Below are 25,601 nucleotides of genomic sequence, written 5' to 3'. Positions count from 1 at the left end.
ACTATCTAACCCCACTTACTGCAGTTAGTTTTTGACTGTAAAGTTTAACCTGGGCCGTACGCACGACCTTGATTTCGTTGTCATTCAAAATATACTGATAACCGGGCCTTACCACCTTTGCGACTTTGCCGACCAGATCTTCGTCCTCGGTCATTTCTCGCTGGCTCACCGCTTCGGCGTAACGTTCCAGTCCTTTGTAATCGGCTAACAGATCGGGTGTGAATTTTTCGACACCGCTAGATTCGAGTGCGAAAAGCAGCTCGTCACGTACCTCTTCCAGGTCCGATGTGTCTTCCTCTTCAGCGGCCAGATAGTCGAGCCTCGCATCGAGGTTATCTATGCAGCGGATGATCCGCAGGCAGAATCGTTTGATGATGTTCCAGTCGTATCCATCCTGAAGCTGGCGGAACCGGTCCTGCTGCTGTGATGCGAATTCGCGGATGGCTGACATCTGCTCGGTCAGTTCAGAAATTGATTCTTTAACGGGTGCGGTTGACATCATGTTCTGCAATTTGGCAACCTGCTGGGACAACCCGCCCTGGGTAGATTCGTCGGAATTGTTGCCGAAGCGAACACCTGTCAGGCCGGCCTGTTTCAATCGTTGAGAACTGAAGGCTCCAACTTTGGGTTTTTCATCCTGGGGTTCGACCGATTTCTGATCACTGGTTTCAGCCTGTGCTTTCAGATCGTCTTCTTTGCTTTTTTGAGCCTTGTATTTCTCAAAATTACGCTGTCTTTGCGTCTTATGTTCCTTTGCTGAGTCTGTCTTTACCGCCTTTAAGAGGCCGGGCTTCTTTTTGGGTTCTGAGGCTTCGTCCTCTTCGGTGTCATCTTCGGATTTTTGGCTGGGTTTTGCCTCTTGGGGTCTTTCAACAGGGGCCGCTTTTTTAGAGGTATCCTTCTGCAATTTAGGTGCAGCCTTATTGGCCTTTTTGACTTCCTTTTTCGCTTTGTGTTTTGATCTTGCTGATCCTGTGGCGACTTTTACACCGACGCCGGCTGCCACTATCAAACCGGTCAGGAGCGAAACGGTGGACACTATAGCGAGAATTTCCATGCCGGCATGGATGGTTTTTTCGGTCTTCACTTTTTCCTGCCAGCCCTGGCCGTACATGAAATCTGCTATTACGGAAGGCTGTTTCTTGCCTGTTGCAAGGTCCCACAGGTCAGCCTTGAGTAGATCTTCCTGCTCAGATGCAAGTTCGTTTTTCTTTTCCTGGAACAGTCTGAGCTGTTCTTCTGTCAGTTCTGGCTGGTGGGCAAGGTCGAGTATTTCTTCGTAGTTTTCCAGGTGTTTTTCCGTGCCTTCTGGGAATTTCTGCTGATAGGAAGCAGCCGCAGATTTTTTGACCAGCGTTACTGCACCGCTGGTTGCGAGTCCCAGTACGCCTGCCGTGACGAACAGGATGATCCAGATTTTCCAGACTTTACTCATAATTTTATTCCATGAGCTAGTAACCAAATTGGATGCGGGTTTCCGGCTCAGGCCCCCAACACATTCAAAACAATAAGAAACAGATTCTCGGCGGTCAAACTGCGAAGCTAAAACAAAATGATTTCACCGCCTGTTCAAAGAGCATCACTGTCACATAGTGGTCTCGGTATTATATGGGCGGGGGTTTAGCTGTTCTTTCAGTCATTTAGGGCTTGATGTCATTACAGCAGATTCAGCAATCCTGGGCCGTGATTTTATGGGACCACTGGCTTTGGCGGTGATGTGCAGGCAGGGGAATGGCGTATTTGTTCGGTGTTTGCTGAGCGGTGCCAATTCGGGAGAGAAAGTGCTTGACTTGTAAAGTTTACTATGGTTACAATTTCGCTGAATCGGTTGATAGTCGCGAGAGAGGTCCTTGTCGTTTGTGAGGACGCCGAAGGTGCAAGTCTCTGCTGAAGACGTGGGGGCGAAACTCTCAGGCAAAAGGATCGCGATTAGACGGTACTCTGGAGAGCCCGCTCTATAAGCGGCACCGAAGGGATAAAGATCTCAGGTTGTGGAGACAGAGGGTATAGTTATGTTTATGCAGCTATATCTAACTCTTGTGACTAAGGATCAATTCGATGACAAAAACGAGCCAAAGATTCGAATTTGCCGCAGCCGATGCCGAGCCGCGCAAAAGTGCACTTTATGACCAGCATTGTCGGCTGGTTCCTCAATCCCGTATCGTACCGTTTGCCGGGTATGTTATGCCCGTTCGGTATTCCTCCATTAAAGATGAGCATGAGGCTGTTCGTGAGGCTGCAGGCGTTTTCGACTGTACGCACATGGGTGTGCTGGAGTTTGCCGGGCCGAAGGCGGCTGACTTTCTGGACATGGTGACCGTTAACAATGTCCAGAAGCTCAGTTCCGGGCGGGCGCAGTATTCTCAGGTGCTTGACGGGACGGGGAACATTCTTGACGATATTATCATTTACTGCCGAAGAGAAGACCTGTTTATGGTGGTCGTTAACGCGGTAAATAATGAAAAGCTCAAGGCGTGGTTCGGCGGGATCATTTCGGGCGATATTGAGGTCGACCATCCGGATGCTCCGGCGATTGATCCGATGCCTTCGATGCGAGACCTGCGGGATCCGGCCAGCGGTGAGGATCAGCGGGTCGACATTGCTTTGCAGGGGCCGAAAGCCGCGGATATAATTGGCGAAATGATGGAGGATGAGGCGGCAGGTGGGCAGCTTGCGGAAATGAAACCCTTCAGGTTCATCGAGACTAGCATTGCGGGCAATGATGTGATCGTTTCGACGACGGGTTACACGGGGTCGCCCGGTTTTGAAATTTACGTTCATCCTGAAACGGCGGGGCAGGTTTTCGAGCTCATACTGGAAAAGGGTGAGAAGTACGGCGTGAAGCCTTGCGGTCTTGGTGCACGCGACAGCTTGCGTATACAGGCGGGGCTGCCATTATATGGTCATGAATTGTCGGGCAAGCATGCGATCAGTCCTTTGGAAGTTGGCTATAGTTGGGCGGTCAAGCTTGACAAGCCTTTCTTTATCGGTAAGGATGCAATGCTCGAAAATGATAAGAACCGGACAATGAAAGTTGTTCGGCTTTCGCTGCCCGGACAGAAGGGCGTTCGGCCGGTTCGTGAGGACGACGGAGTTCTCACCGAGGACGGTGAGTGTATCGGCTGGATACTGAGCGCGACGAAGGTTGGCGAGGAGCAGATCGCGCTGGCGTTCGTATCGAGAGATGCCGTAAAGAAGGAGGATCCGGTGGGCGTGTACTATCTGGCACGCAGCCAGGGGCAGAAAGCCAAGGGTAAACTCGACAGCGTAGAGCCGGGCCAAGAGCTCGAAGCAGATATAACAGGAACAGTTGAGCCGAGATTCGCAAGATTTTAGATTGGAGAACACACATGGTAGTTGATGGTTTATACTACACCAAGGAACACGAATGGGTAAAAGTTGAAGGCAGCACCGCGACGGTTGGTATTGCCGACCATGCACAGGAGGCATTGGGCGAGATCACATATGTTGAGCTGCCCGAGGTCGATCGCGAAGTGAGCGCGAAGGATGAGCTGGCGGTTGTGGAAAGCACGAAGGCCGCAAGTGATGTTTACAGTCCGATCAGCGGCAAGGTGACCGAGGTGAACGAAGCACTTGAAGATGAGCCGGAAAAGGTCAACGAAGACTGCTATGGCGAAGGATGGATCGCAAAGATCGAAATGTCTGATGCGAGCGAGGTTGAGCAGCTTATGACTTCCGATCAGTACAAGGATTTCTTCAAGGACGAAGTTTAAAGGATACTTAGTGCGAACGCCTGAAACTCAAAGGCGTTCGCATTTTTTTGGGGCGGGAGTTTTCCGGCTGCAGACAAGACTCATAATATGTTAGGGGCCGGATATAAATTGCCATTCTTTTGATCGTTCAGAGCGATCATTTTTGTTTTATCGAACATTGTAAATTGGGAGAAATGACTGATGCCTTTCATTTCCAATACTGACCAGCAGCAACAGCAGATGCTCGAAGCTATTGGTCTGACTATGGATGATCTGTTCGCTGACATCCCTGACGAGCTCAAGATCAAGAATCTTGAACTTGAAAGAGGGCTCACGGAACAAGAGCTGCAAGTTCGTCTGCAGGCGTTGAGCGGCAAGAATTCCACTCACCTGACTTATTTTTTGGGTGGCGGTTTTTACGATCATTTCATTCCGGCGGCGATCCCTGCTCTGGCGGGTCGAAGTGAGTTTTATACGGCTTATACACCTTATCAGCCGGAGATATCGCAGGGGACGCTTCAGGCGATTTACGAATTTCAGTCGATGATATGCAGACTTACCGGCATGGAGGTTTCTAACGCGTCCATGTACGACGGGGGGACGGCGATGTATGAAGCGATGATGATGGCGCTTCGCAAAACTCGCCGCAATAAGGTGATCATTGATGATTCGGTCAATCCGATCTACCGCGTTATGATCCATTCATATACGCAGAATCTCAATATCGAGCTGGACGAGACGAAACATTCGGATGGGCGGGCGAACCGTGATGCGATCCTGGAGCAGCTCGATAAGGAAACCGGGGCCGTGATACTGCAGAACCCGAATTTTTTCGGCTGTATTGACGATTTTACGGATATTGCGGAAGCAGCCCACGAGAAGGGTGCTCTGCTTATTATGTGCTGCTATCCTACGAGCCTGGGCATACTCAAGACGCCGGGTTCGATGGGTGCGGATATTGTTGTCGGTGAAGGCCAGTGTCTGGGTCTGCCGCTTTCGTTCGGCGGGCCGTATCTTGGCGTTCTGGCGACGACTCGCAAACTCATGCGTAAGATGCCTGGTCGAATCGCGGCGGAGACTACTGACGGTGAGGGCAATCGCGGTTATGTGCTGACGCTGCAGGCTCGCGAGCAGCATATCAGGCGGGACAAGGCGACTTCGAATATCTGTTCGAACGAGGCACTGTGTGCGTTGCAGGCATCGATATATATGTCTCTGCTGGGCAAGAAGGGGCTTAAAGATATTGCCAATCTCTGTGCGGACAAGGCGAGTTATGCGTTCGATCGTCTGACCGCGGTGCCGGGCGTGAAGGCGCGTTGGGGCAAGAACTGGTTCTATAATGAATTCGTGATCGATCTGCCGACTGATGCTACTGACGTGGTTAGCAAGCTGATCGAGAAGGGCATAGCGGCCGGGTTCCCGCTGAGCAGGTATTACGAGGGCATGGATAATGCTCTGCTCATTGCTGTTACGGAGAAGCGAACGAAACAGGAAATCAGCACCCTTGCTGACGCATTGGAGGCTATACTATGAAGCTCGTATTCGAAAAATCTGTACAGGGTCGGGTCGGACACGAAGTAGCTCCGAGTGATGTGCCGACGTCGATCCATCTGAAGGAAGAATTTCTTCGCGATGATGATCCCGCTTTGCCGGAGCTGAGCGAGCTGGATGTGGTGAGACATTATACCGAACTGTCACGTGCCAACTTTGGTGTGGACACGAATTTCTATCCGCTTGGCTCGTGTACGATGAAGTACAATCCGAAGATGGCTGAGCGTATTGCTGCGATGCCGGGGTTTTCGGATATTCACCCGCTGCTGCCGCAGCTTCGAGGCGGCGGTATGCTTACGCAAGGCGCTTTGGAAGTGATCTACGATATGGATATCGCGCTGCGTGAGATATGCGGGATGGCGGCGTTTACCATGCAGCCAATGGCGGGAGCGCATGGTGAGCTCACAGGTATTATGATGATGGCGGCTTATCACCGTGCGAAGGGCAACAAGAAGAAAACTATTCTGGTGCCGGACAGTGCGCACGGTACGAATCCTGCGTCGGCTGCCATCGCGGGCTATACGGTCAAGGTCGTGCCCAGTGATGACGAAGGGCTGATGTGTCTGGAAGTACTCAAGGATATGGTGGATGATGAGACTGCAGGGTTGATGCTGACGTGTCCGAATACGCTTGGTCTGTTCAATCCGCATGTGAAGGAAATTTGCGATATTATCCACAGCGTTGACGGGCTTGCGTATTATGACGGTGCGAATCTCAATGCGATCGTGGGCAAGGTCAGGCCCGGCGATATGGGTTTCGATATCGTTCATCTGAACCTGCATAAGACATTCGCGACTCCGCACGGCGGGGGCGGACCTGGTGCAGGGCCTGTTGGTGTATGCGAAAGGCTGGTTGAGTTTCTGCCGGTTTCGATCGTGGTCAAGCGTGACGACGGTACGTATGCACTCGAGTATGACAGACCGAATTCGATTGGATATATCGCGCCGTTCTACGGCAACTTTGGTATCGTGCTTCGTGCGTATGCATACATTCTGATGTGCGGCAAGGAGGGGTTGCCGAGGATCGCTGAGAACGCGGTTCTCAATGCGAACTACATCAAGGAAAAGCTCAAGCCCTATTTTGAGATCGCCGTCGACAAGGTGTGCAAGCACGAATGTGTGTTCAGTGCGAGCAAGCAAAACGAGCATGATGTTCACGGCATGGATATCGCGAAGGGGCTGATCGACGAAGGGTATCATCCGCCGACGATGTACTTCCCGCTTATCGTGAAGGAAGCTCTTATGGTCGAGCCGACCGAGACGGAGAGCAAGGAGACCATTGACGGCTTTATCGAGGCGATGATCCGGATCGCGAAAAAGGCCGAGGCTGAGCCTGATGAGCTGACAAAGGCGCCGTTGACGACCGCAGTCGGCAGGCTGGATGAGACGAAGGCGGCGAAAGAGCTTAATCTTGCGGATGTCGGCTGATAGAACAGCCAGGAAATAATGATGATCAGAGGCCGGTATTTATATGCCGGCCTTTTTTGTTTTGGTTGCTATGAGTGTGCCCGGGCGTGTTCCTTTATCTGCGAGATGATCGTTGCCAGGCCGTTCGCGCGGGAGGGTGAGAGGTTGCTGGTCAGTCCGATCTTTTCGGTGAAGTACAGATCCGCCGAGGCTATTTCGCTGGGCGATTGATCGTTAAGCACCTTGAGCAGCAGTGCCAGAAGGCCCTTTACTATTGCTGAATCGCTGTCCGCGGAGAAGTGGAGGGTGCTGTTGTGCTTGTCGGTTATGAGCCAGACCTTGGACTGGCAGCCGGGCAGGGCGTTTTCCTGAGTTTTGAGCGATTCGTCCATTGCAGGATGGGATTTGCCCAGTTCGATCAGGTACTCGTAAACGTCGAACCAGTCATCGAGCTGTGACATCTCGGCTATTATCTTATCCTGTATTTCGTTAATCGTCATGGCTGCCTGATGGATCAAGTGAGCTGGAGCATGGCCTGGACTTTTTTGAGACCTTCGTACAGGCGGTCGACTTCTTCTTTTGTGTTGTACATGCCGATGCTGGCGCGTATGGTTCCGGTTATTCCGTAATGCTGCATTAGCGGCTCGGCGCAATGTGTGCCGGTTCTGACGGCGACTCCCATTTTATCGAGTATCAGTCCCGCGTCATAGTTGTCAACGTCTTCAAGATTGAACGATATCGCACCGTGCCGATTGCTTTTGGAGCCGTAGATCGTCAGTCCCGGCAGGGAACTCAGTTTGTCGTGCATGTAGTTTAGTACTTCGGCTTCATGGGCCGCTATTTTTTCTATGCCGATGCTTTGTATGTAGTCTATAGCGGCTGCGAGGCTTATTGCGCCTGCGATGTTCGGTGTGCCTGCTTCGAATTTGAGAGGCGGATCGGCGTAGAATGTTTTGCGGATGCTGACGGAATTGATCATGCCTCCGCCGCCTTTCCAGGGCGGGATGCTTTCCAGCCATTTAGATTTGGCGTACAGAACTCCGATGCCTGTGCCCGCATATATTTTGTGTCCCGAGAATGCGAGGAAATCGCAGTCAAGCTCGTGTACGTCGACGGGCATGTGCTGGACCGCCTGGGCCGCGTCGACGAGCACCGGTTTGCCGTGAGAATGTGCGAGGTCGACAATGCGCTTGATTGGATTTGTGGTGCCCAGCACGTTGGATACATAGGTGACCGCGATCAATTTCGTTTTGTCGGATATCAGCTCTTCGATCGCATTCAGGCTCAAAGCGGAACTGTCCTGAAGGGGTATGGTCTTAAGTATGGCGCCGGTCTTTTTGCAGAGTATTTGCCAGGGGACGAGGTTGGAATGATGTTCCATCTGGCTGATGATTATCTCGTCGCCTGGGGATACAAATTTGTCTGTGAACGATCCTGCGACCAGGTTGATAGAGGCTGTTGTTCCGCTGGTGAATATGATCTCTTCCGGCTGATCCGCGTTGAGGAAATGGCGGACAGTTTTGCGAGCAGTCTCGTAGGCGCCGCTGGCTTTTTCACTTAACGCATGTGTTCCGCGGTGTATGTTGCTGTTGGTGGTTGTGTAATAGTCGGTGATGGCGTCGAGTACTGATCGGGGCTTTTGCGTTGTGGCCGCGTTGTCGAGATAGGCCAGCGGTTTGCCGTAAACCTGCTGACTGAGGATGGGGAAGTCTTGACGTATTTTTTCGATATTGAAGTCCTGGTTCATTTTATCGCAGTCTTACTAAGGTTTCGTTAACCAAATTACTGAAAACCAGTCCTGCCTATCGGAATAGAAATTCGTGATCTTCAAATCTGATGAGCTTACAAGTTCGTCTATTCTCTGATCATCAAACTTATAAGAGTTTTCTGTGTGCAGCATTTCGTTCGATCTCAGAACCAGGTTCCGCTTTGCAAAGGGCATATTTATTGTCATCGGTTCGTTCGCTTTGAGATGCATTTCGACACGGTTGTGCTGTTCGTTATAGAAAGCGACGTGCTGAAATGTCTGCGGGTTGAAGTCGGAGCCGATGATCTGGTTTACGACGTTGAGTATGTTCTTGTTAAAGGCTGATGTGACCTGCTGAGTGTCATTGTATGCCTTTTCGAGGATATGCTGCGGTTTGACCCTGTCCAGGCCCAGCAGTAACGAGTCGCCGGGCATCATGACGTTTCCTAGCTGGGTGAAAAACTGGAACGCATGTTCAGGTGTGAGATTGCCGAGAGTGCTTCCGAAAAAACAGAACAGGTGGTTTTTTGTTTGTGGGATTACGTGCAGTTGGGTGAGAAAGTCTGCAGCAATGCCTTCGATCTGCAGATCGGGAAATTGGTGAGAGAGGATGTCAGCGGATTTCTTAATGGCTGATTCACTGACGTCTACGGGAACGTATCGTATCGTTTTGCGATGCCTTGCATTAAAAGCGTTCAGCAGGATGGATATTTTGGAGCAATCGCCGCTTCCGAGCTCAACGATGTCAATTTCTTTGCATGTCGGTGCGATGCTTTGTGCAACATTTTGGAGAAGCCGCTTTTCGATACGCGTGAGATAATATTCGGGCAGTGTCGTTATCTTCTCGAACAGTTCCGATCCGTACTCGTCATAGAAGAATCTGCTCGATATTCTTCTGGGAGTTCTGTTCAGGTCCGACAGTATCAATTCTATCAGTTCATTGCTGTCTGTCTCTGTCAGGTAATTTGTGATTGAAACTTTTGTGCCGGTCCGTTTTGTGATTGTCTGAGTTGCCATTGTTGTCTGTCTCCACTTAGATCGATCATGAGGCCATGCTCGTTGCCGGTTCACCTATTTCGATGGGGTTAGCAGGGTCGCTGCTCCATTCAAACCAGCCGCCGTCGTAGACGCATATTCGCGGCCAGTCCATAAGCCATGCGTTCATGAATGCTTCGCTGCCTCGCCAACCAGTGCCGCAGTAAAATGCGTTTAGCTTGTCGGGTGTTATGCCTGCTTGTTTCCATAGCTGCTCGATTTCATGATACTCGCGTGTGGTATGGTCGAGGTTGCGGTAGTTTTCCATGTGATATGCGTCGCTGCCGCAGTTGCCGAATACGGCTCCGGGGATTCGGCCGGTCTTTTCGATATAGTTGTAGCCGCTGACCTTGCCGATAAATTCGGGCCAACTGCGGACGGATACGAGATTCTGGTCTTCGGCCCGCAGGACCTGTTTTGCCTGGGGTGTGTCGATGAATACATTCGGGTTGGCTGGGATGTCGCGGCCGAAACTCGAAACGGGTTTCGGTTTTATTTCTTCGGTGCTCAGGTCAAATTCTTCGTCGAGCCAGGCCTGCAGTCCGCCGTTGAGTATTCGAATGTTCCTGACGCCTGCGTACATCATGATTGCGGCACATCGCATGGCTGCGAGCTGGCCTGCGCTGCTGCCGGGGAATGAATCGCTGTTTTTAGGAAACGAGAATCGGCCGTAGAGTATTACGGTTGTTTCGTGGGTGATGCCGAGGTTCTGCAGTGTCTGCTGTAATTCCTGGGGTGAGCGGCGGTTCCAGGTTTCTGACGATTCGAGCCAGTTTGTATCAAGCGGTATCGCCGATGGTATATGGCCGGATGTGTAGGCATCCGGATTTCGGTAATGTGCGTGGCAGATGACAAAGTTGTCATTGTCGTATTCGGCGGCGGTGTTGGTGATCAGGTCCTTGAGCCACTGCGCGGAGACAAGGTTTTTGTATCGCTCGAGCCGGGACATCGGAAGGGAATCGTCTGCCGACCACTCGTTCAGGAAACCGTTGTATACGCTGATATTGCCGAAGCCGGCGCGGTTGAAACATTTTGCGGGGCGTTCGCAGTCCTGAGCATCATATCCATACAGGATGACTTCGTCATCAGGCTCTATGCCTTTGGAGCGGACAATGTCGGGTAAGTCAATGTAGCTGGTCCATTTGGCGGGCAGACTTTTGGCGGTTTGAATGTGGCCGCCCCTTTGTTCTCCTCTCAAACGCCATCCATTATATGCTTCGACGGGGCGGGTATCCACTATCTTTACGTGCGGCTTGCCCAGCTTTTTTGACAGTTCGGCTGTAGTTACTTGCCCTTGATTGCTCATATCTGCTCCCCTGATTCTCCCTGACGTGATAAGAGACGATCTATGCAGCGACTAATCAAATTCTAGAACACATATCTATGCCGTCAAGGTTGATAGTGGACGGTTTTTCAAAGTCGTTGAATCCAGGAGCATTGACTTCGGAAACTGCTGAGTTGGGTTCTGCCCGAGCTTTAACTGCGACGATTTCGATTAACGGCGGTGATCAGGCGTTCAAAACTGCGATCTGCGGGCGGGTATGTCTCAGATATTTTGAGTCGATGTGTTAGGGAGAAATGCGTTTCAGGGCAGGTTTTCTGCGGGCGCATCCTTTTGGCAGGGCAGGCATATGCCTTCGAGAAGGAGTCTCTTTCTCTGGATGCAGTATTTTTTTATGAAGCTTTGCGGAACATCGAATTCGCCCAGTTCGGATTTGTCTATGTCCAGTATCTTGCCACAATTGATGCAATGTATGTGGTGATGGCTTGCGGTGTTTGCGTCGTAGCGAGCGGGGGGGCCGAAGCTTTCTACGCATTCCACAATGCCGGCATCGGCGAATGTCTTAAGAGTGCGATAAACAGTGTCTAGAGAGGCGTTTGGGAAAAATTCTGTCAGGTCCTTGTAAACCTGTTCAGCGGATGGGTGAAGTTTAGATTCCGACAATATCTTATAGATAAGTGCTCTTTGGGGCGTCACCTTGATGCCTTTGGCGTTGCACTTGTGCGTAAAATCATTTTGCGAAGATGCGTTTGTCATTGTATCCACCAGATAATTATTTGAATGTCGCGAATAGTTTAGGGGCGAAATAGGCATAAAGCAAGCCTTATTCATTAGTAAAAGTTACTATTTCGTAACACTTTTGGTTTGCGGCGTAATATTTTTTGAACACAGAGTATACCTGAGAGTATGCATGGTGAAATCTACCCATCGCAGCTTGCAATCTCTAAGAATAAGTAGATTTTTCTGAAGTCTGCTGCTGATGTAGTTCGACAGTACAAGAGCCTGACCGGGCTCTTTTTGTTTGTATCGAATCTGACGGGTTGGGTGTTCTTCCCAGTCCCTGATTTTGACTGCCCATTCGGGTATACGTGTTTGTTCGTGTAGAATCGTTGTAAGCGTTTTGGCATAATGATAACCCAGGTTACTTTTTTGGGTGTTATACCTTAGTTATGAGAAAAAACTTTACCAGAAACATTACGCTCTTACTGGTTTTGGCCTTTGCTGCAGTGTTTTCGTTTTCACCCGAAGCGTCGGCTAAAAGTGGCGATCAGCAGCTTCCTTCTCGATTAAATGGCGAGCTCGGCAAGCGGTTTGCAAAGCTCGAGACACGCAATTTCATGGTTGTACACGATTCCGAACCGGACGAAGCGGCGAGGATGGCAAGTTTGCTGGAGCTGTTGAACAGCCAGTTCAGGGATCTGTTCAAGAAAAAAGGTTTTGAGTTGCGCAAACCAAGTGAGGAACTGACCTGGGTTTCTTTTGAAGATCTTGAAGATTTTGAAAATTATGCTCAAAAGATAGACCGCGTCAATCTCGGGGGAATTAAAGGTTACTACTCTTCCCGAACGAATCGAGTTGCCGTGGTCAAATCCAGCTTTGACACGAGCGAAATTGCTAAAGAGGATGGCGACAGATTCGGTTCTGAAAACAGCAGTATTATGGCTATGGCTGCAGAAGGAGATGAAAGCCTTACCAAGATCCAGCATGAAGCTGCACACCAACTGGCTTTTAACAGCGGTCTTCAGAAACGCCATGTCATGTACCCTTTGTGGTATTCTGAAGGGCTTGCCACTTACCTTGAAAACGGTTATTACAATAAGGACAATGAGATCAGGAGGAAACGCCTGGTTGAACTTTTCAAAGAAGGCAGGCTCAGGCGTCTCGATGAGTTTGTCACGGAGGTTGGTGTGAAAGGCGACAATGACGAAGCGAAGGATCTTTATGCCCAGGCATGGGGTTTCTTTAAGTTCATGATGGAGCGCAAGCCAGAGTTGCTCAAGGCTTATACTGCCAGACTGTATGAGACCGAACCAGGCTGGCGGAGCGAATTCTCCCTTTACCAGGAGCTCGCGCAATCGGCGGGTTCATTCGAAAAGCTCAATGCCGAATGGCTTGATTTTGTGCAAGAGCTCACGTCCCATAAATAGATAAAACAGGGCCTGGCCAGGCAAATAGCTGGTCAGGCCTTTTTGTTTTACCATTCCTGTCGATCCATCAAGGGTGAGTGCATATGTCTCATTACTCCTGATGGATTACCCTCATACTATGCCCCCTCGGTGCTGGTTATTATAGCGCTTTCATAACCACGCCTGATTGCAAACGCAAATTGCTGGTCTATACTTTAATGTGAAGCAATGGTAGTTTGGAAGACGGTGGTAGCGGTTTCTAGTCGTGTTGGCTGGACTACTTCCGTAGTATTTAACTGAAATTTATTGGGGGTAAAATTATGAACTTGTTATTGAGGAAAAAGTCATTGTTGTGGATGCTGGCTGCCGTTCTCATTTCCACCTCAGCAGGGTTGCAAGCTGCTGAGCACGAAGGTGAAATGGGGCTTGAGCAGGACAAGCAGCAGAAGCAGAAACAGGAACAGATGAATCAGAAGTGGACGCAGGAGCAGCAACAGCAGATCGGCGAGCTGATGAGTGCGAATAAGCTCATCGGCAAGGAAGTGCAGGACAAGTCCGGTCAGAATGTCGGTGAGATACAGGAAGTTGTGATCAACGGAACGGACAATTCTGTGAAATATGTTATAGTATCCACCGATCAAGGTCTGGTGCCGGCTCCCTGGAGCGCGTTTCAAAAGACGGCCGAAGGTGAGCCCTGTCAGGTGAAAATGCAGAAGAGCGAGTTGCGAAATGCTCCTACGATCCAGGAAGTTACTCCTGCAGAGGTGAGCAGCGAAAGCCTCAAACAGGAGGTAAAGAGCTTCTATGGCGAAACTCAGACGCAGCAGAAGTCATGGCAGCAGGAACAGCAGCAACAGCAGAAAGAGCAGCAGAAGCCGTGGCAAAGAGAAGATCAGCAGAGTGAGTATGAGTGGAAGCTCGACGGTTCTGGTACAAGTATGCATGAGAAGGCCAAGAGCGAGAAGTCAAAGTGGCAGGAGAAGTCGAAGGATCAGACAACTGAGTGGGACAAAAAGTCCTGGGATAAAGCCAAATCCGAGTGGGACAAGGACCAGCAGAGCATGAAGCAGCAGAGCAGTTGGCAGCAGACTGCCAAGTCAGAACCTGAAAAGCTTTACATGCTTACGAGTTTGATCGGCTACAATGTTAATCAGCCTGACGGCCAGCAGCTCGGTCAGCTCGAAGATGTGATCGTCGAGCAGCAGCAGGGTAAAGTGGCTTATGGATTCGTATCCTATGGCGGTTTCTGGGGCATAGGAGAAGAAATGGCCGCTGTTCCATGGACGTCTCTTGAACTGCAGTCAGAAAACAATGTGGCACTTCTTGACGTAGATCAGGAAACTCTGAAGATGGCACAGATAGAGGAAGACCAGATACAGAAGCTCTCCGACAAGCAGTTCGCTCAGAATATCCACGAAGAATTCGGGCAGCCCCAGTGGGAAGTGTTTGGATTCGTGCCTGGTGAAGATGAGAAGACGGCCGCATGGAAAGAAGGCAGCGAGTACAACAAGAGCTACAAGGCAGACGAGGTCAAGACCATAAAGGGAACAGTAAAGAGTGTTGGTACCTTTATGCCTGACAGGAAGGCTGAGCCCGGTTTGAGACTTAAGGTAGAAACAGACCAGGGCGAATCTGTCACTGTTTATTGCGGTCCAAAGAGCCACTGTCAAAAGAAGAATGTTTCATTTGGTTCCGGTGACGAAGTGACCATAACCGGAAGTAAGACCAAGGTTGACGGTAAGACCGTTATCATGGCAAGTGAGATCAAGAAGGATGGTCAGACTCTTCAGCTTCGTGACGAGCAAGGTCAGCCCCAGTGGCAGATTGAAGGTCAGACTGACACTGACCAGATGATGCAGCAGGAAACGATCGATATGCAGTCTGAACAGGAAATGGAACTTGAGGAAGAAGGCGATGTTCGTGAAGGGGGCACTTACAGTCGCTAGCTTATTTGATGCAACAATCAACGATTGGTTTAATGACGGGGCTTCTACAAAGCTCCGTCTTTTTTATTGAATGGGATTTCAGGATTTTGCTAATACCAAATACGCATTTCGCTTATATCAAAAATACTGTTATTTTTTATCATTGTACTGCTTTGGGGCTCTTTCAGAGGAGAAACTATGAAACGGACAGTAGTAGTATTACTAGCTGCAGTCATCATAATTGCCGTCTATATGGCTGGATTTGCTTCAAGGCCGGGCGATCCTGATGAACCGATCGGCCTTGGCATTCACGATGATATACGAATGGTTTATCAGATCAAAACAGATGACAGGAAGCAGGGGGTGGGTGCAGGTTTGTATTATGTTAACAAGTTGATGAAGGCGTATGAGAAACTTGGGGTCGATTCTGGCGAGGTTTACGCTCATGCTGTTTTGCATGGTGATGCGGGCTACTGGTTGCTCAAAGACAGTCAATATGACCGGGCGGATGAGACTCGCAGTGAAAATCCTAACAAGAGTGTAGTCAAGCAGCTTTTGAACCGTGGTGTCAGTGTCGAGCTTTGCGCATCGACAATGCGGAACAACGGCTGGACACAGCAGGATGTTCTCGAAGGCATCAAAATCGTTGCAGGAGCATACCCCAGAATAATCGACCTGCAGCTTCGCGGACATGCATATATAAGATTTTAAGCGGATCACATTACAAGAAGGGAGCAGTGATGTTTTTAGAAAAGATCAAATCAGAAGGTATTGCTCATCTGTCGTACATGCTCGGAAGCGGCGGCCAGGCAGCAGTGATCGATCCCAGACGGGACATAGACGTTTATCTGCAAATGGCGCGTGAGAAGGGAGTGAATATAACGCACATTTTCGAAACGCATCGCAATGAGGATTATGTGATCGGTTCTCTGCCTTTGATGGACAAAACCGGATCGCAGATATATCACAGCGGTGCAACGAAATTCTCGTATGGGCAGTCGGTGAGTGAAGGGAATGAGTTTGAGATAGGCGATCTTAAGCTGAAAATTCTTGAAACGCCCGGCCATACGTTCGACAGTATTTCGATAGCTGTGATCGACAGCAACTTCAGTGATGACCCTGTTGGTGTGTTTACCGGAGATGCGTTGTTTATAGGTGATGTTGGGCGTACCGACTTTTTCCCTGACAGGGCAGAGGAGGTCGCAGGACTTTTGTATGAGAGCATTTTCAATAAACTGCTGCCTCTGGGTGACGATGTCATTCTCTATCCTGCTCATGGAGCGGGCTCGGTCTGCGGGTCGGGAATGGCATCACGGGAGTTCTCAACGATTGGATACGAAAGAAAGCACAATCCTGTGCTGCAGAAGACCGACAAGGGCGAATTCGTTAACTACAAGGTTAATGAGCATCACTATCAGCCTCCTTACTTCAAGAAGATGGAGGAATACAACCAATTCGGGCCGCCCGAAAAGGATATGCAAAAGCCGGTGAAAAGAATGAATGTCTCGACTTTCGAGAAGAGTCAGGACAGTGGAATGTTAGTATTGGATGCTAGGAGTCCGGAAGCTTTTGCAGGCTGCTTTATTCCGGGCAGTCTGGCGATTCCGCTGAACATGATACCAGCCTATGCAGGATGGCTTATACCTTATGACCAACCGATCGGCCTGGTTGTTGAAAACAAAGCCGACGTGGGGCAGGCGGTAAGGCACCTCTGCCGGCTCGGTTACGACAATGTCGTTGGGTATCTCGGGCAGGGTATTCACCAGTGGGAAAAGAGCGGGCTCATCTACGACATGATCCCGGCTGTTCATGCGCAAGAATTGAAGAAGAGGATCGAGAATCAAACGGACTTTACTTTGCTGGATGTGCGGACCGTATCGGAATTCGAAAAAGGGCACCTGCCGATCGCTCAGCATATGTACCTTGGGTATTTGCCCAGACAGATCGATCAGTTGGACCGCAATAAACTGATCACCACGTTCTGCGGAAGCGGCAGACGTGCTATCATCGCGGCCTCTTATCTGAAGATGAACGGCTTTAGATTTGTGGAGGACTGCCTGGGCTCGATGGCAGCGTGCTCAAAGCTGGGATGTCCTGTAACTTCTTAAAGTGTAATCTGGAGGAAAATAGATGTTTCGCAATAAGGGTGCAGCTATTGCCTTACTGTTTGCGGTTACTCTTTGCTTCACAGTAATTCCTGCGATGGCGCAGGCGGAAGAATCCGGTTCAGCCGTGCAAGGTGAGGATGGAAGTCTACTCACGGATTTGAGGTGGTCTCCATATTGGGTAGGCGCGGGAATAGGTGTGCTGAGCATGTTCACTTTTGTGCTTTCGGATCATCCTATCGGCGTTTCCACTGCTTATGCGCGTACTGCTGGAATGGTGCAGAAACTGTTTCAGCGCAGGACTGTGGAAGAGAATGCTTATTACCAGAAATTTCCGCCTAAGGTTGACTGGGAGTGGATGTTTGTGCTTGGCATTTTCATTGGTGCGTTTCTGTCTGCCCAGCTTAGCGGCAGATTTGTACTGAGGATGGTTCCTACTGTGTGGCAGGAGACAGCCGGCCCGTCGGGTCTGCTCAGATGGATCTTCGCACTGGTCGGTGGTGCTGTTATGGGCCTCGGTGCCCGATGGGCACGCGGGTGCACCAGTGGGCATGGCATCAGCGGTACACTCCAGCTTGCGGTCAGCAGTTGGATCGTTTTGATCAGTCTGTTTGCCAGCGGTGTTCTCACTGCTATGGTCCTGTATTATGGTTTCTTTATCTGAGGGGGGGTTTCGTGCTTAAGGGTTTGCATGCAGCCAAAGGTATTCAACTGGTGATCGGTTTGATCACTGGGATTGTGTTCGGATTTCTGCTGCAGAAAGGCGGGGTGACAGAATACAACATTCTGATTGGTCAGTTGCTGCTTGAAGATTTCACGGTCGCCAAGGTGATTTTGATGGCGATCGCGGTTGGAATGCCGGGCATATTCGTGCTGGAAAAACTGGGCCTTGTCAGACTGCACATTAAAAAAGGGTCAGTGGGTGCGTCGCTGATTGGCGGTATCATTTTCGGGGTTGGTTTCGGTCTGCTTGGCTACTGTCCTGGTACAGTTACCGGTGCTGCGGGTCAGGGGTCATTGGATGCTCTTCTAGGCGGAATTCCGGGTCAGATGCTCGGAGCGGGGCTGTTTGCCTGGTGGTTTTCAACGCTCGATGCAAAAATTCTCAACAAGGGGGACTTTGGTAAACTTACTATTCCCGACTTACTCAAGGTAAACCGGCTGGTAATCGTGATAGCTATGGAAATAGCGATCATAGTTTCGCTTGTGCTGTTGGAGGTTTATGCTTAGGCGATCGCGACTGCCTATTATGGTTCAGGTGAGGTCAGGCCTTCCTGGATAGCGTACTTTGTGAGCATTGCGACGTTGTCGATGCCAAGTTTGTTCATGACGTTGAGCCTGTGTGCTTCGACCGTCTTGGGGCTAATGAACAGGTCCTTGGCAGTCTGCTTTGTGGTTTTGCCTTCGGCCAGTGACTGCAGTATCTGTCGTTCCCGCTTTGTGAGCGTTGAAAAGACGGAGTTTGGTCTTTCCGGGGAGTTGCGGACATAATTTTCCACCACTGTCTCGGTAATGGCCGGGCTGAGATAATTCTGTCCGGAACTGACGACGGTAATGGCATTGATGAGCTCTTCAAAGCCCGTGTCCTTGAGGAGGTAGCCGGATGCGCCGGCCTTGAGCATTTCGCTGATGAATTTCTTGGCTGAGTGCATCGAGAGGCCGATTATTTTCACATCGGGATAATCACGTTTGATCTCGCGTGTGGTCTCGACCCCGTTGAGGTCGGGCATGCTTATATCCATCAATACTATGTCGGGTTTTAGGTCCCGGACCAGTTTCAAGGTCGTAAGCCCATCCGCCGCTTCGCCGATGACTTCCATGTCTTCGTGCTGGCTTACAATTTCCTTTATTCCCTGCCTGACGATGCCGTGATCATCGGCAATCAAAATTCTAATGCCCATTAGATTATTCCTCTCGGGGATTGGAGTTCTTCAATACAATTAACTCATATAATAAACGAGATGGCGGTCAAAGTCAAGTATGGTAAATGTGCACAAAACGTTCCGGCAACAACATAAAATTCATACTTTGGTCGTTAATACGCTTTTGTAGCAGCTAAATTAAGGAAATGTAGCATTCTCCAGGCCTTTTTGTTGCTGGTTTCTCACGAAAAAAGTGCGGCAGGTGCCGGATGAGATTTTAAGGTTAAGGGCGGGTATAAATGAGCAAATCCCCTATTTCGCGCACAGAATGCTGCCGTTAAACTCATGGTAAGAATTACAAACTGATTTACTTGTTCAGAAAGGGGATATACATGAAAGCTTTGATACTCGTAGCCGGTGGGGTAGAGGATATGGAATTCTACTATCCATTTTACAGGCTCAAGGAAGCTGGCATACCTGTTGACGTCGCTGGGCCCGAAAAGGGCAAGGTGCACGGCAAGCATGGATATCCGGTCGATATTAATGAATCACTGTCCAGCATTCATGCCGATGATTACGACCTGCTGATACTTCCCGGCGGTAAATCGCCAGAAACCGTGCGTCTTTACAGCAGGGCTTTGGAGGTGACACGGCAAATGATGGAGGCGGGCAAATGTGTGGCTGCGATCTGTCACGGCGGCCAGGTCCTTGTGTCAGCGGATGTGCTCAAGGGACGCAGAGCAACGTGCTACAAGGCGATACGCGACGATCTCAAGGCGGCGGGTGCTACCTACGTTGATGAAGAAGTTGTGGTTGACGGCAACCTCATAACGAGCAGAGTGCCCGATGACCTTCCTGCATTCTTCAGAGAGATCAACAATATGTGCGCAGCGCATATAAGCTAATTAAGTTCAATTCCGGCAAAGTGATATGTGGTTAAAATGGCTTCCCTGGAAGTTATTCATCAGTAAGGCAGCGAAGCGTCATGGTTTTCTGGACCCGATTTCGCTGTGGTCATATTTTCAAAGATTTGCTCAGCCGTCCGAAGTTGCCGGCCCAATGGAGCTCGTCCGTGCAAGCGCGATGTTTCACGCTCGCGGGCTGATCAACAGCAGGGCGATACCGCAGAATTCGGACTGGGTCTGGCCGTGGTGGGTTCACAGGCAGTTTAACCCGGCCGAGGAAGCGTTCATTCCGCGGGCCTTCTCGCTTACGTACATCAACCTGACAGAAAGAAACTGGACGGCAGCGGGTCTGCCTGGGTATGACTATTTGCCGATCGTTGACCCGACGGGGCTTGTGACTCCGCACTGGGATGGCTGGTCTATCGATTTCTGGCTGGTTGACAGTAAGGGTAACGTGATGGCACCTTCAAGACGTCGGGAAGATGTGCAGCAGAGGTTGTTCTACGGCAAAGATATCGCTGTTGCGACGCGATTCAGTCCCGACGGTCATAAGCTGCTTTCGACGATGAACGTTGAACTGCAGGACGGCGTTCCGCAATGTGCGATCAGGCTGCGCGGGTCGATGAGCGAAGAAGGCTATATCGCAGCCAGCGTCAGGCCGTGCAATTCCGAGGGCATCAGTTTCGTACATGAGATCGCCTTCAAAGACGGCAGGACCTGGAAGATCAATTCGAAAGATACCATAAACTTTGAAACGCCTGCCGATGTCAGCCTGGGCAGTAAATACGAGCAGGGTGATGTAGCAAACCAGTTGACATCCAAGGGCGGGCAGGATCATGTTCTGTGTGATGTAGGCATGGCCAACGCTGCGGCCCTTTTCAAGATCGAGCCCGGCAAACAACGAGAGATAAAAATCAATATTCCTCTGGAACCGAGAAAGCATCACGAAAAGAAACGCATTACTTACCAGGCGAATGCTCGCGAGGATGACTGGGGCAGGGCTGTGGGGGACTATTGCCGGGTGAGTATCCCGGACAAACGCAAGCAGTACCTGTATGAGAACGCGATCCGCACACTGCTTCTGCACGCCACGGACGAGGAAGTCTTCCCGGGTCCGTTTACTTATAAAAGATTCTGGTTCAGAGATGCTTCGTTTATTCTGCATGCGATGCTTTGTGCGAATTTCCCAAAACGCGTCGAAAGCGTGCTCGCTACCTATCCGGACAGGCAGATGCCGACTGGTTATTTCCTGTCGCAGCAGGGTGAGTGGGATTCTAACGGCCAGGCCTTATGGATCATCTATAAGTACTGGAAGATGACAGGCCGGAAGCTTTCCGGTGATATGATCCGGGCCGTGGAGAAAGGTGCGAACTGGATCTGCCGTAAATGCACCAGCAGCAAGGGTGACAAAGCGCATACGGGTCTCTTGCCCGCCGGTTTCAGCGCCGAGCATTTCGGACCGAATGATTACTATTACTGGGACGACTTCTGGGCGGTGGCTGGTCTGCGATCTGCCGCGGAAATGATGGAAGCCCAGAATGAAGCCGAGCTTTCGAATAAATATTCGCAAAAAGCTGCCGCAATCCTCAAAGCCATAGACGCCAGTCTGGAAAAGGCGCATCAGCGATTGGGTACGCGTGCGATGCCGGTTTCCTGCAATCGCAGGCTGGATTCGGGGACTGTGGGGTGTATGTCTGCCGGCTATCCCTGTCAGGTATTTGAATCGAACGACGAAAGGCTGCTCGCTACAGCGGAATACCTGGTGGAGCATTGTCTTCACAAGGACGGTTTCTTCCTGGACATATCGCATTCAGGCATAAACGCATATCTGACATTGCACATTGCTCAGGTTCTTATGCAGGCAGGCGATGAAAGGCACGGCATGCTGGCTGATTCGATAAGCAGGCTCGCCAGTTCGACAGGGCAATGGCCAGAAGCGATCCACCCCCGTACCGAGGGCGGCTGCATGGGCGACGGACAGCATGTATGGGCGGCATGTGAATGGGTTCTGTATCTCAGAAACTGTCTGGTTTTCGAAGATACATCGGACAGTGAACTCGTGCTGGGCAAGGGCATTCGGAAAGATTGGTGTAGGGAAGGTGAAAAGATCACTATAGGACCTGCGCCGACCTTGTGGGGCGAGGTCAGAGTTGCGTTTGAATTTGGTGATGATAAGGTCACTGTGAGTCTTGATGAAGATTTTAGCGGTAAACGGCCGCAGGTGGTGGTAGATATACCTAGTTACGAACGAACGTATGTTGAGGAGGGCCAGAAGCGTACCGTTGTAAACAAGGCCGGCACATAGGACGATGAACATACTAATGATGACAAATACTTACGCTCCATATTTTGGCGGCGTGGATAAGTCGATTCGCACCTTCACGCAGTGTTTCCGCGAAAAGGGACACCAGGTTCTGATAGTTGCGCCCAAGGCTGATCAGGACTACAAAGAAGAAGGCGTGGTGCGCGTCTCTGCAATAAAGAATTTCAACGACATCGGTTTTCCTGCGACATTACCGCTGCCGGGAAGCCTGCATAAGCACATTGAGAAGTTCCAGCCCGAGATAGTTCATTCGCATTTTCCTTTCCTGATAGGCAGCACCGCAATGCGAATTGCAGCAAGGTATGATCTGCCCCTGGTTTTCACCTATCATACGATGTATGAGCGGTACATTCACAATGTTAATCTCACCTCGGACAGGGTCAGGCAGTTTGTTATTACTTTTACGAAAGGCTATGCGAATCTCTGCGACCAGGTAATTGCGCCCAGCAACAGCGTTGCCGATGTGCTGCGAAAACGCGGCGTTAAAACGCCTATAACAGTTATACCGACCGGGGTGGATACGGATAAATATGCACAGGGAGACGGTGCCAGATTCAGACAGCAGGTCGGTTTGGACCCCGACGACTTTGTGGTGGGGCACGTTGGTCGTCTTGCCGAGGAGAAGAACCTGAAATTTCTCTGCCAGTCGGCTAAAAAATTTCTACAGGCAAAACCAGACGCAAAGTTGCTGATCGTTGGAGACGGGCCTAGCCGTAAGAATCTGGAGTCTCTGTTTGATGGTACAGACGTTGCTGACAGGGCTGTGTTTGCAGGCATGAAGTCGGATCAGGATCTTATAGACTCTTACCACGCAGCGGATGTCTTTGCGTTTTCCTCGTTGACGGAGACTCAGGGTATGGTTCTGGCTGAGGCAATGGCTGCAGGGTGCCCGGTGGTCGCACTTAAAGCACCCGGTGTTAACGATGTTCTCGAACACGGAAGCAATGGCTACCTTCTGGAAGAAGATTCGGATTGCGATAGATTCGCGCGGATGCTCTCAAAATACCACGATCTAAGTGAAGATGAAAAAGGCAGCATGAGATCCGCTGCAAGACAGACGGCGGAGGATTATTCCATGAATAACTGCTCCGACAAGATGCTTGCCGAATATGAGAGTGTCCTTTCACACAAAAGAAGGGACCCTGAGAAACGCGAACGCAACTGGACTTTGCTGCTGGAATCGCTCAAGGCGGAGTGGGATCTGTTTCTTAAATATGCAAATGCTGCCGGCGAGATGTTTTCTTCTCATGCAACGGTTGAGGAACGGTAATGCTGCACATACCGGAAGTGTTTTTTAGAAAAATACGCAAGATTTTCAACCGAAGTGAATGGCTCATACGCCTGGTCGCATCGCCCAGACGCAAAGGGGCAGCTCCGGAACGGCGCATTGTGCTTATACAGATAGATGCTTTATCGCACCGCCAGATGGAAAAAGCCATGGCAGACGGTAAGCTGCCTTTTCTGAAGCACCTTCTCGACAAGCAGAAATATAAACTGCACTATCACTATTCAGGCATGCCTTGTTCCACGCCTGCTGTTCAGGGTGAGATATTTTACGGGGTCAAATGTTCGGTTCCGTCTTTCAGCTTTCTCGATAAAGAGAGCGGCAGGGTGATGGCACTTTTCAATCCGAGTGATGCAAAGGTCATGGAAAAGCGATTGAGTTCACAGGGCGAGGGCCTGTGCGATAAGGGAAGCAGTTATTCGAATATTTACACAGGCGGAGCCGACGATCCGCACTTCTGCGTGGCCAGTCTTGGCTTTGCTCCCATTTTCAAGAGGTGGAAAACGCTTGGATTCGTACTTGCGGTTCTAATGCACTGGTTCGCTCTTTTACGTGTGGGTGCTCTGCTGGTGGTAGAAACCGTTATTGCGGTATTCGATTTTTTCCGGGGACTTGTCAGGGGGCGTGATCTCTGGAAGGAGCTCAAGTTTGTTCCTTCCCGTGTTGCCCTTTGCATAATGATGCGGGAGATCACTGTTATCGGCGTGAAGATGGATATGGCGCGTGGGTTGGGCATAATACATGCGAATTTCATGGGATATCACGATCAGTCCCATCGGCGTGGGGCAACGTCGAAATTCGCCCACTGGACGCTCAAAGGTATCGACAGTGCGATCAAAAGGATCTGGAAGGCGGGCCATCGGGCGGGTCGCGATTACGATATATGGGTATATTCAGATCATGGACAGGTCGACACAATACCGTATGCAAAAACGCACGGCAAGAGTCTGGAGAGAGTGGTTAGAGAGATATATCATGATTCTCGAAATGTCTCGGACGACGGCGAGAAGAAATCCAATCAGAATTTCCTCAACAGGCTTGGCGTGATCGTGGAGGAGCGGCTCGGCGGTCACCGGCATCTTGGTGAGAGTCCTATTGTGACTGCTCTTGGTCCGGTCGGGCAGGTCTATCTTCCAAAGAGTATGACGTTGGAACAGAAGCGATCATTCGCAAATACACTGGCCAGAAACGAAGCTGTGCCGCTCGTATTTCTAACCGCGGATGGAGGATCGGTCGTTGCAATGAAAGGCGAGAGAAGATGGACCCTTCCTGAGCAGGCTGATGAGTTTTTCGATGTGGACCGTGTCGCTTACGATGAAATGGTCAGCGATTTTATGTCTGCCTGTCATCATGAAAACGCAGGTGATATCATAATAAGCGGCTTCCAGTCGCGCGACGAATATTATTCGTTCGCAGTTGAAAACGGCTCACACGGCGGAATACTTGCCGAGGAAGCAGAGGGTTTCTGTCTGGCGCCGACCGGGATATTTGACACAGGCGAAAAAGGCTATCTAAGGCCGACCGATATCCGTAATGCTGTTTTGAGATTGCAGAAAAGAATGCCCGATCAGAGTCAGCCGGGCGATCTCGATCGAACCCGCAAGGCGTTGCGCATAATGACTTACAATGTTCACAGTTGCAAGGGGATGGACGGCAGGATCAGCCCTTTGCGCGTGGCCAAGGTGATCGAGCAATATGAGCCGGACGTTGTAGCTTTGCAGGAACTGGATGTCGGAAGACGGCGGACATTCGGACGGGATCAGGCACAGACGATAGCTGACCTGCTGCGCATGGATCTCCATTTTCATCCCGCAATGCGGATCGAAGAAGAGCAATACGGTGATGCGATTCTCAGCCGCTTTCCGTTGAAACTGATAAAGGCAGGTGCTATTTGCGGCAGACAAGGAAAACCCAGACGTGAACCGCGGGGCGCTATACTTGCTGAGATTGAGGTTGACGGCAACTCTGTCCGGATCCTGAATACGCATCTGGGGCTAAATGCTTCAGAGAAGGCTCTGCAGGTGGACGAGTTGCTAAGCAGCGATTGGCTTGGTAACGAAGATACAGGAAGGCCCGTAATCTTCTGCGGCGACTTCAACTTCCCGGCTGGATCCGCACTTTATCAGAGATGCATGAAGCACTTTGATGAGATCGACAATGGCAGGAGGCGACGTCTTCGCAGTTTCTGGGGAAGATACCCGCTCATTCGAGTGGATCATATTTTCTACAGGGGGCCGATTGCGGTGGCGCAATGTGAGACAGGTGATACTCATTTGGCAAGGATCGCGTCCGATCACAGGCCCGTCATTGCGGACTTGATCCTTGAATGATGCGGT

Annotated in this window: 21 protein-coding genes and 2 riboswitches; of the genes, 14 read left to right on the top strand and 7 right to left on the bottom strand. The window is 50.5% G+C overall.

Annotated features, from left to right (window positions below; all coding sequences use genetic code 11):
- Position 1: 1 nt before the first annotated feature.
- Positions 2 to 1,435, bottom strand: coding sequence for a hypothetical protein (locus STSP2_RS16245; protein ID WP_146663768.1), 1,434 nt, complete (start codon positions 1,433 to 1,435; stop codon positions 2 to 4).
- Between the two features lie 393 nt (positions 1,436 to 1,828).
- Positions 1,829 to 1,936, top strand: a riboswitch (glycine riboswitch).
- A 3-nt stretch (positions 1,937 to 1,939) separates the two neighbouring features.
- A riboswitch (glycine riboswitch) is annotated at positions 1,940 to 2,003 on the top strand.
- Between the two features lie 55 nt (positions 2,004 to 2,058).
- On the opposite strand from STSP2_RS16245, the gene gcvT reads away from it, so the two are divergent.
- From gcvT to gcvPB, 4 genes are all read left to right on the top strand, one after another.
- Complete coding sequence (gene gcvT, locus STSP2_RS16240) at positions 2,059 to 3,336, top strand: glycine cleavage system aminomethyltransferase GcvT (protein WP_146663767.1); 1,278 nt, start codon at positions 2,059 to 2,061, stop codon at positions 3,334 to 3,336.
- 14 nt (positions 3,337 to 3,350) lie between these two features.
- Positions 3,351 to 3,734, top strand: coding sequence for a glycine cleavage system protein GcvH (gene gcvH, locus STSP2_RS16235; protein WP_146663766.1), 384 nt, complete (start codon positions 3,351 to 3,353; stop codon positions 3,732 to 3,734).
- 180 nt (positions 3,735 to 3,914) lie between these two features.
- Positions 3,915 to 5,246: an aminomethyl-transferring glycine dehydrogenase subunit GcvPA gene (gene gcvPA / locus STSP2_RS16230; protein WP_146663765.1), complete on the top strand. Its 1,332-nt coding sequence runs from the start codon at positions 3,915 to 3,917 to the stop codon at positions 5,244 to 5,246.
- Entirely contained in the window at positions 5,243 to 6,691 is a 1,449-nt protein-coding gene (gcvPB, locus tag STSP2_RS16225; RefSeq protein WP_146663764.1) for an aminomethyl-transferring glycine dehydrogenase subunit GcvPB, read from the top strand. Before gcvPA ends, gcvPB begins: the two co-directional genes overlap by 4 nt.
- Before the next feature lie 68 nt (positions 6,692 to 6,759).
- On the opposite strand, the gene STSP2_RS16220 is transcribed toward gcvPB, so the two are convergent.
- From STSP2_RS16220 to STSP2_RS16200, 5 genes are all read right to left on the bottom strand, one after another.
- Entirely contained in the window at positions 6,760 to 7,170 is a 411-nt protein-coding gene (locus tag STSP2_RS16220; protein ID WP_146663763.1) for a SufE family protein, read from the bottom strand.
- Positions 7,171 to 7,184: 14 nt separating this feature from the next.
- Positions 7,185 to 8,417, bottom strand: a complete 1,233-nt coding sequence (locus STSP2_RS16215; RefSeq protein ID WP_146663762.1) for an aminotransferase class V-fold PLP-dependent enzyme — start codon at positions 8,415 to 8,417, stop codon at positions 7,185 to 7,187.
- A 15-nt stretch (positions 8,418 to 8,432) separates the two neighbouring features.
- Positions 8,433 to 9,434, bottom strand: a complete 1,002-nt coding sequence (gene egtD / locus STSP2_RS16210; RefSeq protein WP_146663761.1) for an L-histidine N(alpha)-methyltransferase — start codon at positions 9,432 to 9,434, stop codon at positions 8,433 to 8,435.
- A gap of 25 nt (positions 9,435 to 9,459) precedes the next feature.
- Positions 9,460 to 10,758: a rhodanese-like domain-containing protein gene (locus STSP2_RS16205; protein ID WP_146663760.1), complete on the bottom strand. Its 1,299-nt coding sequence runs from the start codon at positions 10,756 to 10,758 to the stop codon at positions 9,460 to 9,462.
- 279 nt (positions 10,759 to 11,037) lie between these two features.
- Positions 11,038 to 11,490: a Fur family transcriptional regulator gene (locus STSP2_RS16200; protein ID WP_169853291.1), complete on the bottom strand. Its 453-nt coding sequence runs from the start codon at positions 11,488 to 11,490 to the stop codon at positions 11,038 to 11,040.
- A 620-nt stretch (positions 11,491 to 12,110) separates the two neighbouring features.
- Here STSP2_RS16200 and STSP2_RS16195 point away from each other — a divergent pair.
- The 6 genes from STSP2_RS16195 to STSP2_RS16170 all read left to right on the top strand — a co-directional run bounded on the left by STSP2_RS16195 (position 12,111) and on the right by STSP2_RS16170 (position 18,120).
- A complete protein-coding gene (locus tag STSP2_RS16195; protein ID WP_169853290.1) occupies positions 12,111 to 12,881 on the top strand; it encodes a DUF1570 domain-containing protein in 771 nt (256 codons plus the stop codon).
- 299 nt (positions 12,882 to 13,180) lie between these two features.
- Positions 13,181 to 14,806 carry a PRC-barrel domain-containing protein gene (locus STSP2_RS16190; RefSeq protein WP_146663757.1) on the top strand — a complete coding sequence of 542 codons (1,626 nt, stop codon included), beginning with the start codon at positions 13,181 to 13,183 and terminating at the stop codon, positions 14,804 to 14,806.
- Positions 14,807 to 14,983: 177 nt separating this feature from the next.
- Positions 14,984 to 15,496: a DsrE family protein gene (locus STSP2_RS16185; RefSeq protein ID WP_146663756.1), complete on the top strand. Its 513-nt coding sequence runs from the start codon at positions 14,984 to 14,986 to the stop codon at positions 15,494 to 15,496.
- 29 nt (positions 15,497 to 15,525) lie between these two features.
- Complete coding sequence (locus STSP2_RS16180) at positions 15,526 to 16,893, top strand: MBL fold metallo-hydrolase (RefSeq protein WP_146663755.1); 1,368 nt, start codon at positions 15,526 to 15,528, stop codon at positions 16,891 to 16,893.
- Positions 16,894 to 16,915: 22 nt separating this feature from the next.
- Positions 16,916 to 17,554: a YeeE/YedE thiosulfate transporter family protein gene (locus STSP2_RS16175; protein WP_146663754.1), complete on the top strand. Its 639-nt coding sequence runs from the start codon at positions 16,916 to 16,918 to the stop codon at positions 17,552 to 17,554.
- Between the two features lie 11 nt (positions 17,555 to 17,565).
- A complete protein-coding gene (locus STSP2_RS16170; RefSeq protein ID WP_146663753.1) occupies positions 17,566 to 18,120 on the top strand; it encodes a YeeE/YedE thiosulfate transporter family protein in 555 nt (184 codons plus the stop codon).
- A 17-nt stretch (positions 18,121 to 18,137) separates the two neighbouring features.
- Here the strand turns inward: STSP2_RS16170 and STSP2_RS16165 are convergent, their stop codons facing one another.
- A complete protein-coding gene (locus tag STSP2_RS16165) occupies positions 18,138 to 18,791 on the bottom strand; it encodes a response regulator (RefSeq protein ID WP_146663752.1) in 654 nt (217 codons plus the stop codon).
- Between the two features lie 353 nt (positions 18,792 to 19,144).
- Here STSP2_RS16165 and STSP2_RS16160 point away from each other — a divergent pair, with 353 nt between their 5' ends.
- The 4 genes from STSP2_RS16160 to STSP2_RS16145 are packed head-to-tail and all read left to right on the top strand — an operon-like array spanning position 19,145 to position 25,595.
- A complete protein-coding gene (locus STSP2_RS16160) occupies positions 19,145 to 19,657 on the top strand; it encodes a type 1 glutamine amidotransferase domain-containing protein (protein WP_146663751.1) in 513 nt (170 codons plus the stop codon).
- Positions 19,658 to 19,682: 25 nt separating this feature from the next.
- Positions 19,683 to 21,962: a hypothetical protein gene (locus STSP2_RS16155; RefSeq protein ID WP_146663750.1), complete on the top strand. Its 2,280-nt coding sequence runs from the start codon at positions 19,683 to 19,685 to the stop codon at positions 21,960 to 21,962.
- Positions 21,963 to 21,978: 16 nt separating this feature from the next.
- Positions 21,979 to 23,250, top strand: a complete 1,272-nt coding sequence (locus STSP2_RS16150) for a glycosyltransferase (RefSeq protein WP_169853289.1) — start codon at positions 21,979 to 21,981, stop codon at positions 23,248 to 23,250.
- Complete coding sequence (locus STSP2_RS16145; protein WP_146663748.1) at positions 23,250 to 25,595, top strand: endonuclease/exonuclease/phosphatase family protein; 2,346 nt, start codon at positions 23,250 to 23,252, stop codon at positions 25,593 to 25,595. Before STSP2_RS16150 ends, STSP2_RS16145 begins: the two co-directional genes overlap by 1 nt.
- Positions 25,596 to 25,601 lie beyond the last annotated feature (6 nt).

This window comes from Anaerohalosphaera lusitana, assembly GCF_002007645.1.
GTDB classification, from domain to species: Bacteria; Planctomycetota; Phycisphaerae; order Sedimentisphaerales; family Anaerohalosphaeraceae; genus Anaerohalosphaera; species Anaerohalosphaera lusitana.
Note: the sequence above shows the minus strand (reverse complement) of the source record. Positions and strands in the feature narration are given on the sequence as shown.

Excerpts from the sequence above, each read along its gene's own strand:
- STSP2_RS16245 (WP_146663768.1), bottom strand. The coding sequence starts at position 1,435 with ATGAGTAAAGTCTGGAAAATCTGGATCATCCTGTTCGTCACGGCAGGC.
- gcvT (WP_146663767.1), top strand. The coding sequence starts at position 2,059 with ATGACAAAAACGAGCCAAAGATTCGAATTTGCCGCAGCCGATGCCGAG.
- gcvH (WP_146663766.1), top strand. The coding sequence starts at position 3,351 with ATGGTAGTTGATGGTTTATACTACACCAAGGAACACGAATGGGTAAAA.
- gcvPA (WP_146663765.1), top strand. The coding sequence starts at position 3,915 with ATGCCTTTCATTTCCAATACTGACCAGCAGCAACAGCAGATGCTCGAA.
- gcvPB (WP_146663764.1), top strand. The coding sequence starts at position 5,243 with ATGAAGCTCGTATTCGAAAAATCTGTACAGGGTCGGGTCGGACACGAA.
- STSP2_RS16220 (WP_146663763.1), bottom strand. The coding sequence starts at position 7,170 with ATGACGATTAACGAAATACAGGATAAGATAATAGCCGAGATGTCACAG.
- STSP2_RS16215 (WP_146663762.1), bottom strand. The coding sequence starts at position 8,417 with ATGAACCAGGACTTCAATATCGAAAAAATACGTCAAGACTTCCCCATC.
- egtD (WP_146663761.1), bottom strand. The coding sequence starts at position 9,434 with ATGGCAACTCAGACAATCACAAAACGGACCGGCACAAAAGTTTCAATC.
- STSP2_RS16205 (WP_146663760.1), bottom strand. The coding sequence starts at position 10,758 with ATGAGCAATCAAGGGCAAGTAACTACAGCCGAACTGTCAAAAAAGCTG.
- STSP2_RS16200 (WP_169853291.1), bottom strand. The coding sequence starts at position 11,490 with ATGACAAACGCATCTTCGCAAAATGATTTTACGCACAAGTGCAACGCC.
- STSP2_RS16195 (WP_169853290.1), top strand. The coding sequence starts at position 12,111 with ATGGCAAGTTTGCTGGAGCTGTTGAACAGCCAGTTCAGGGATCTGTTC.
- STSP2_RS16190 (WP_146663757.1), top strand. The coding sequence starts at position 13,181 with ATGAACTTGTTATTGAGGAAAAAGTCATTGTTGTGGATGCTGGCTGCC.
- STSP2_RS16185 (WP_146663756.1), top strand. The coding sequence starts at position 14,984 with ATGAAACGGACAGTAGTAGTATTACTAGCTGCAGTCATCATAATTGCC.
- STSP2_RS16180 (WP_146663755.1), top strand. The coding sequence starts at position 15,526 with ATGTTTTTAGAAAAGATCAAATCAGAAGGTATTGCTCATCTGTCGTAC.
- STSP2_RS16175 (WP_146663754.1), top strand. The coding sequence starts at position 16,916 with ATGTTTCGCAATAAGGGTGCAGCTATTGCCTTACTGTTTGCGGTTACT.
- STSP2_RS16165 (WP_146663752.1), bottom strand. The coding sequence starts at position 18,791 with ATGGGCATTAGAATTTTGATTGCCGATGATCACGGCATCGTCAGGCAG.
- STSP2_RS16160 (WP_146663751.1), top strand. The coding sequence starts at position 19,145 with ATGAAAGCTTTGATACTCGTAGCCGGTGGGGTAGAGGATATGGAATTC.
- STSP2_RS16155 (WP_146663750.1), top strand. The coding sequence starts at position 19,683 with ATGTGGTTAAAATGGCTTCCCTGGAAGTTATTCATCAGTAAGGCAGCG.
- STSP2_RS16150 (WP_169853289.1), top strand. The coding sequence starts at position 21,979 with ATGATGACAAATACTTACGCTCCATATTTTGGCGGCGTGGATAAGTCG.
- STSP2_RS16145 (WP_146663748.1), top strand. The coding sequence starts at position 23,250 with ATGCTGCACATACCGGAAGTGTTTTTTAGAAAAATACGCAAGATTTTC.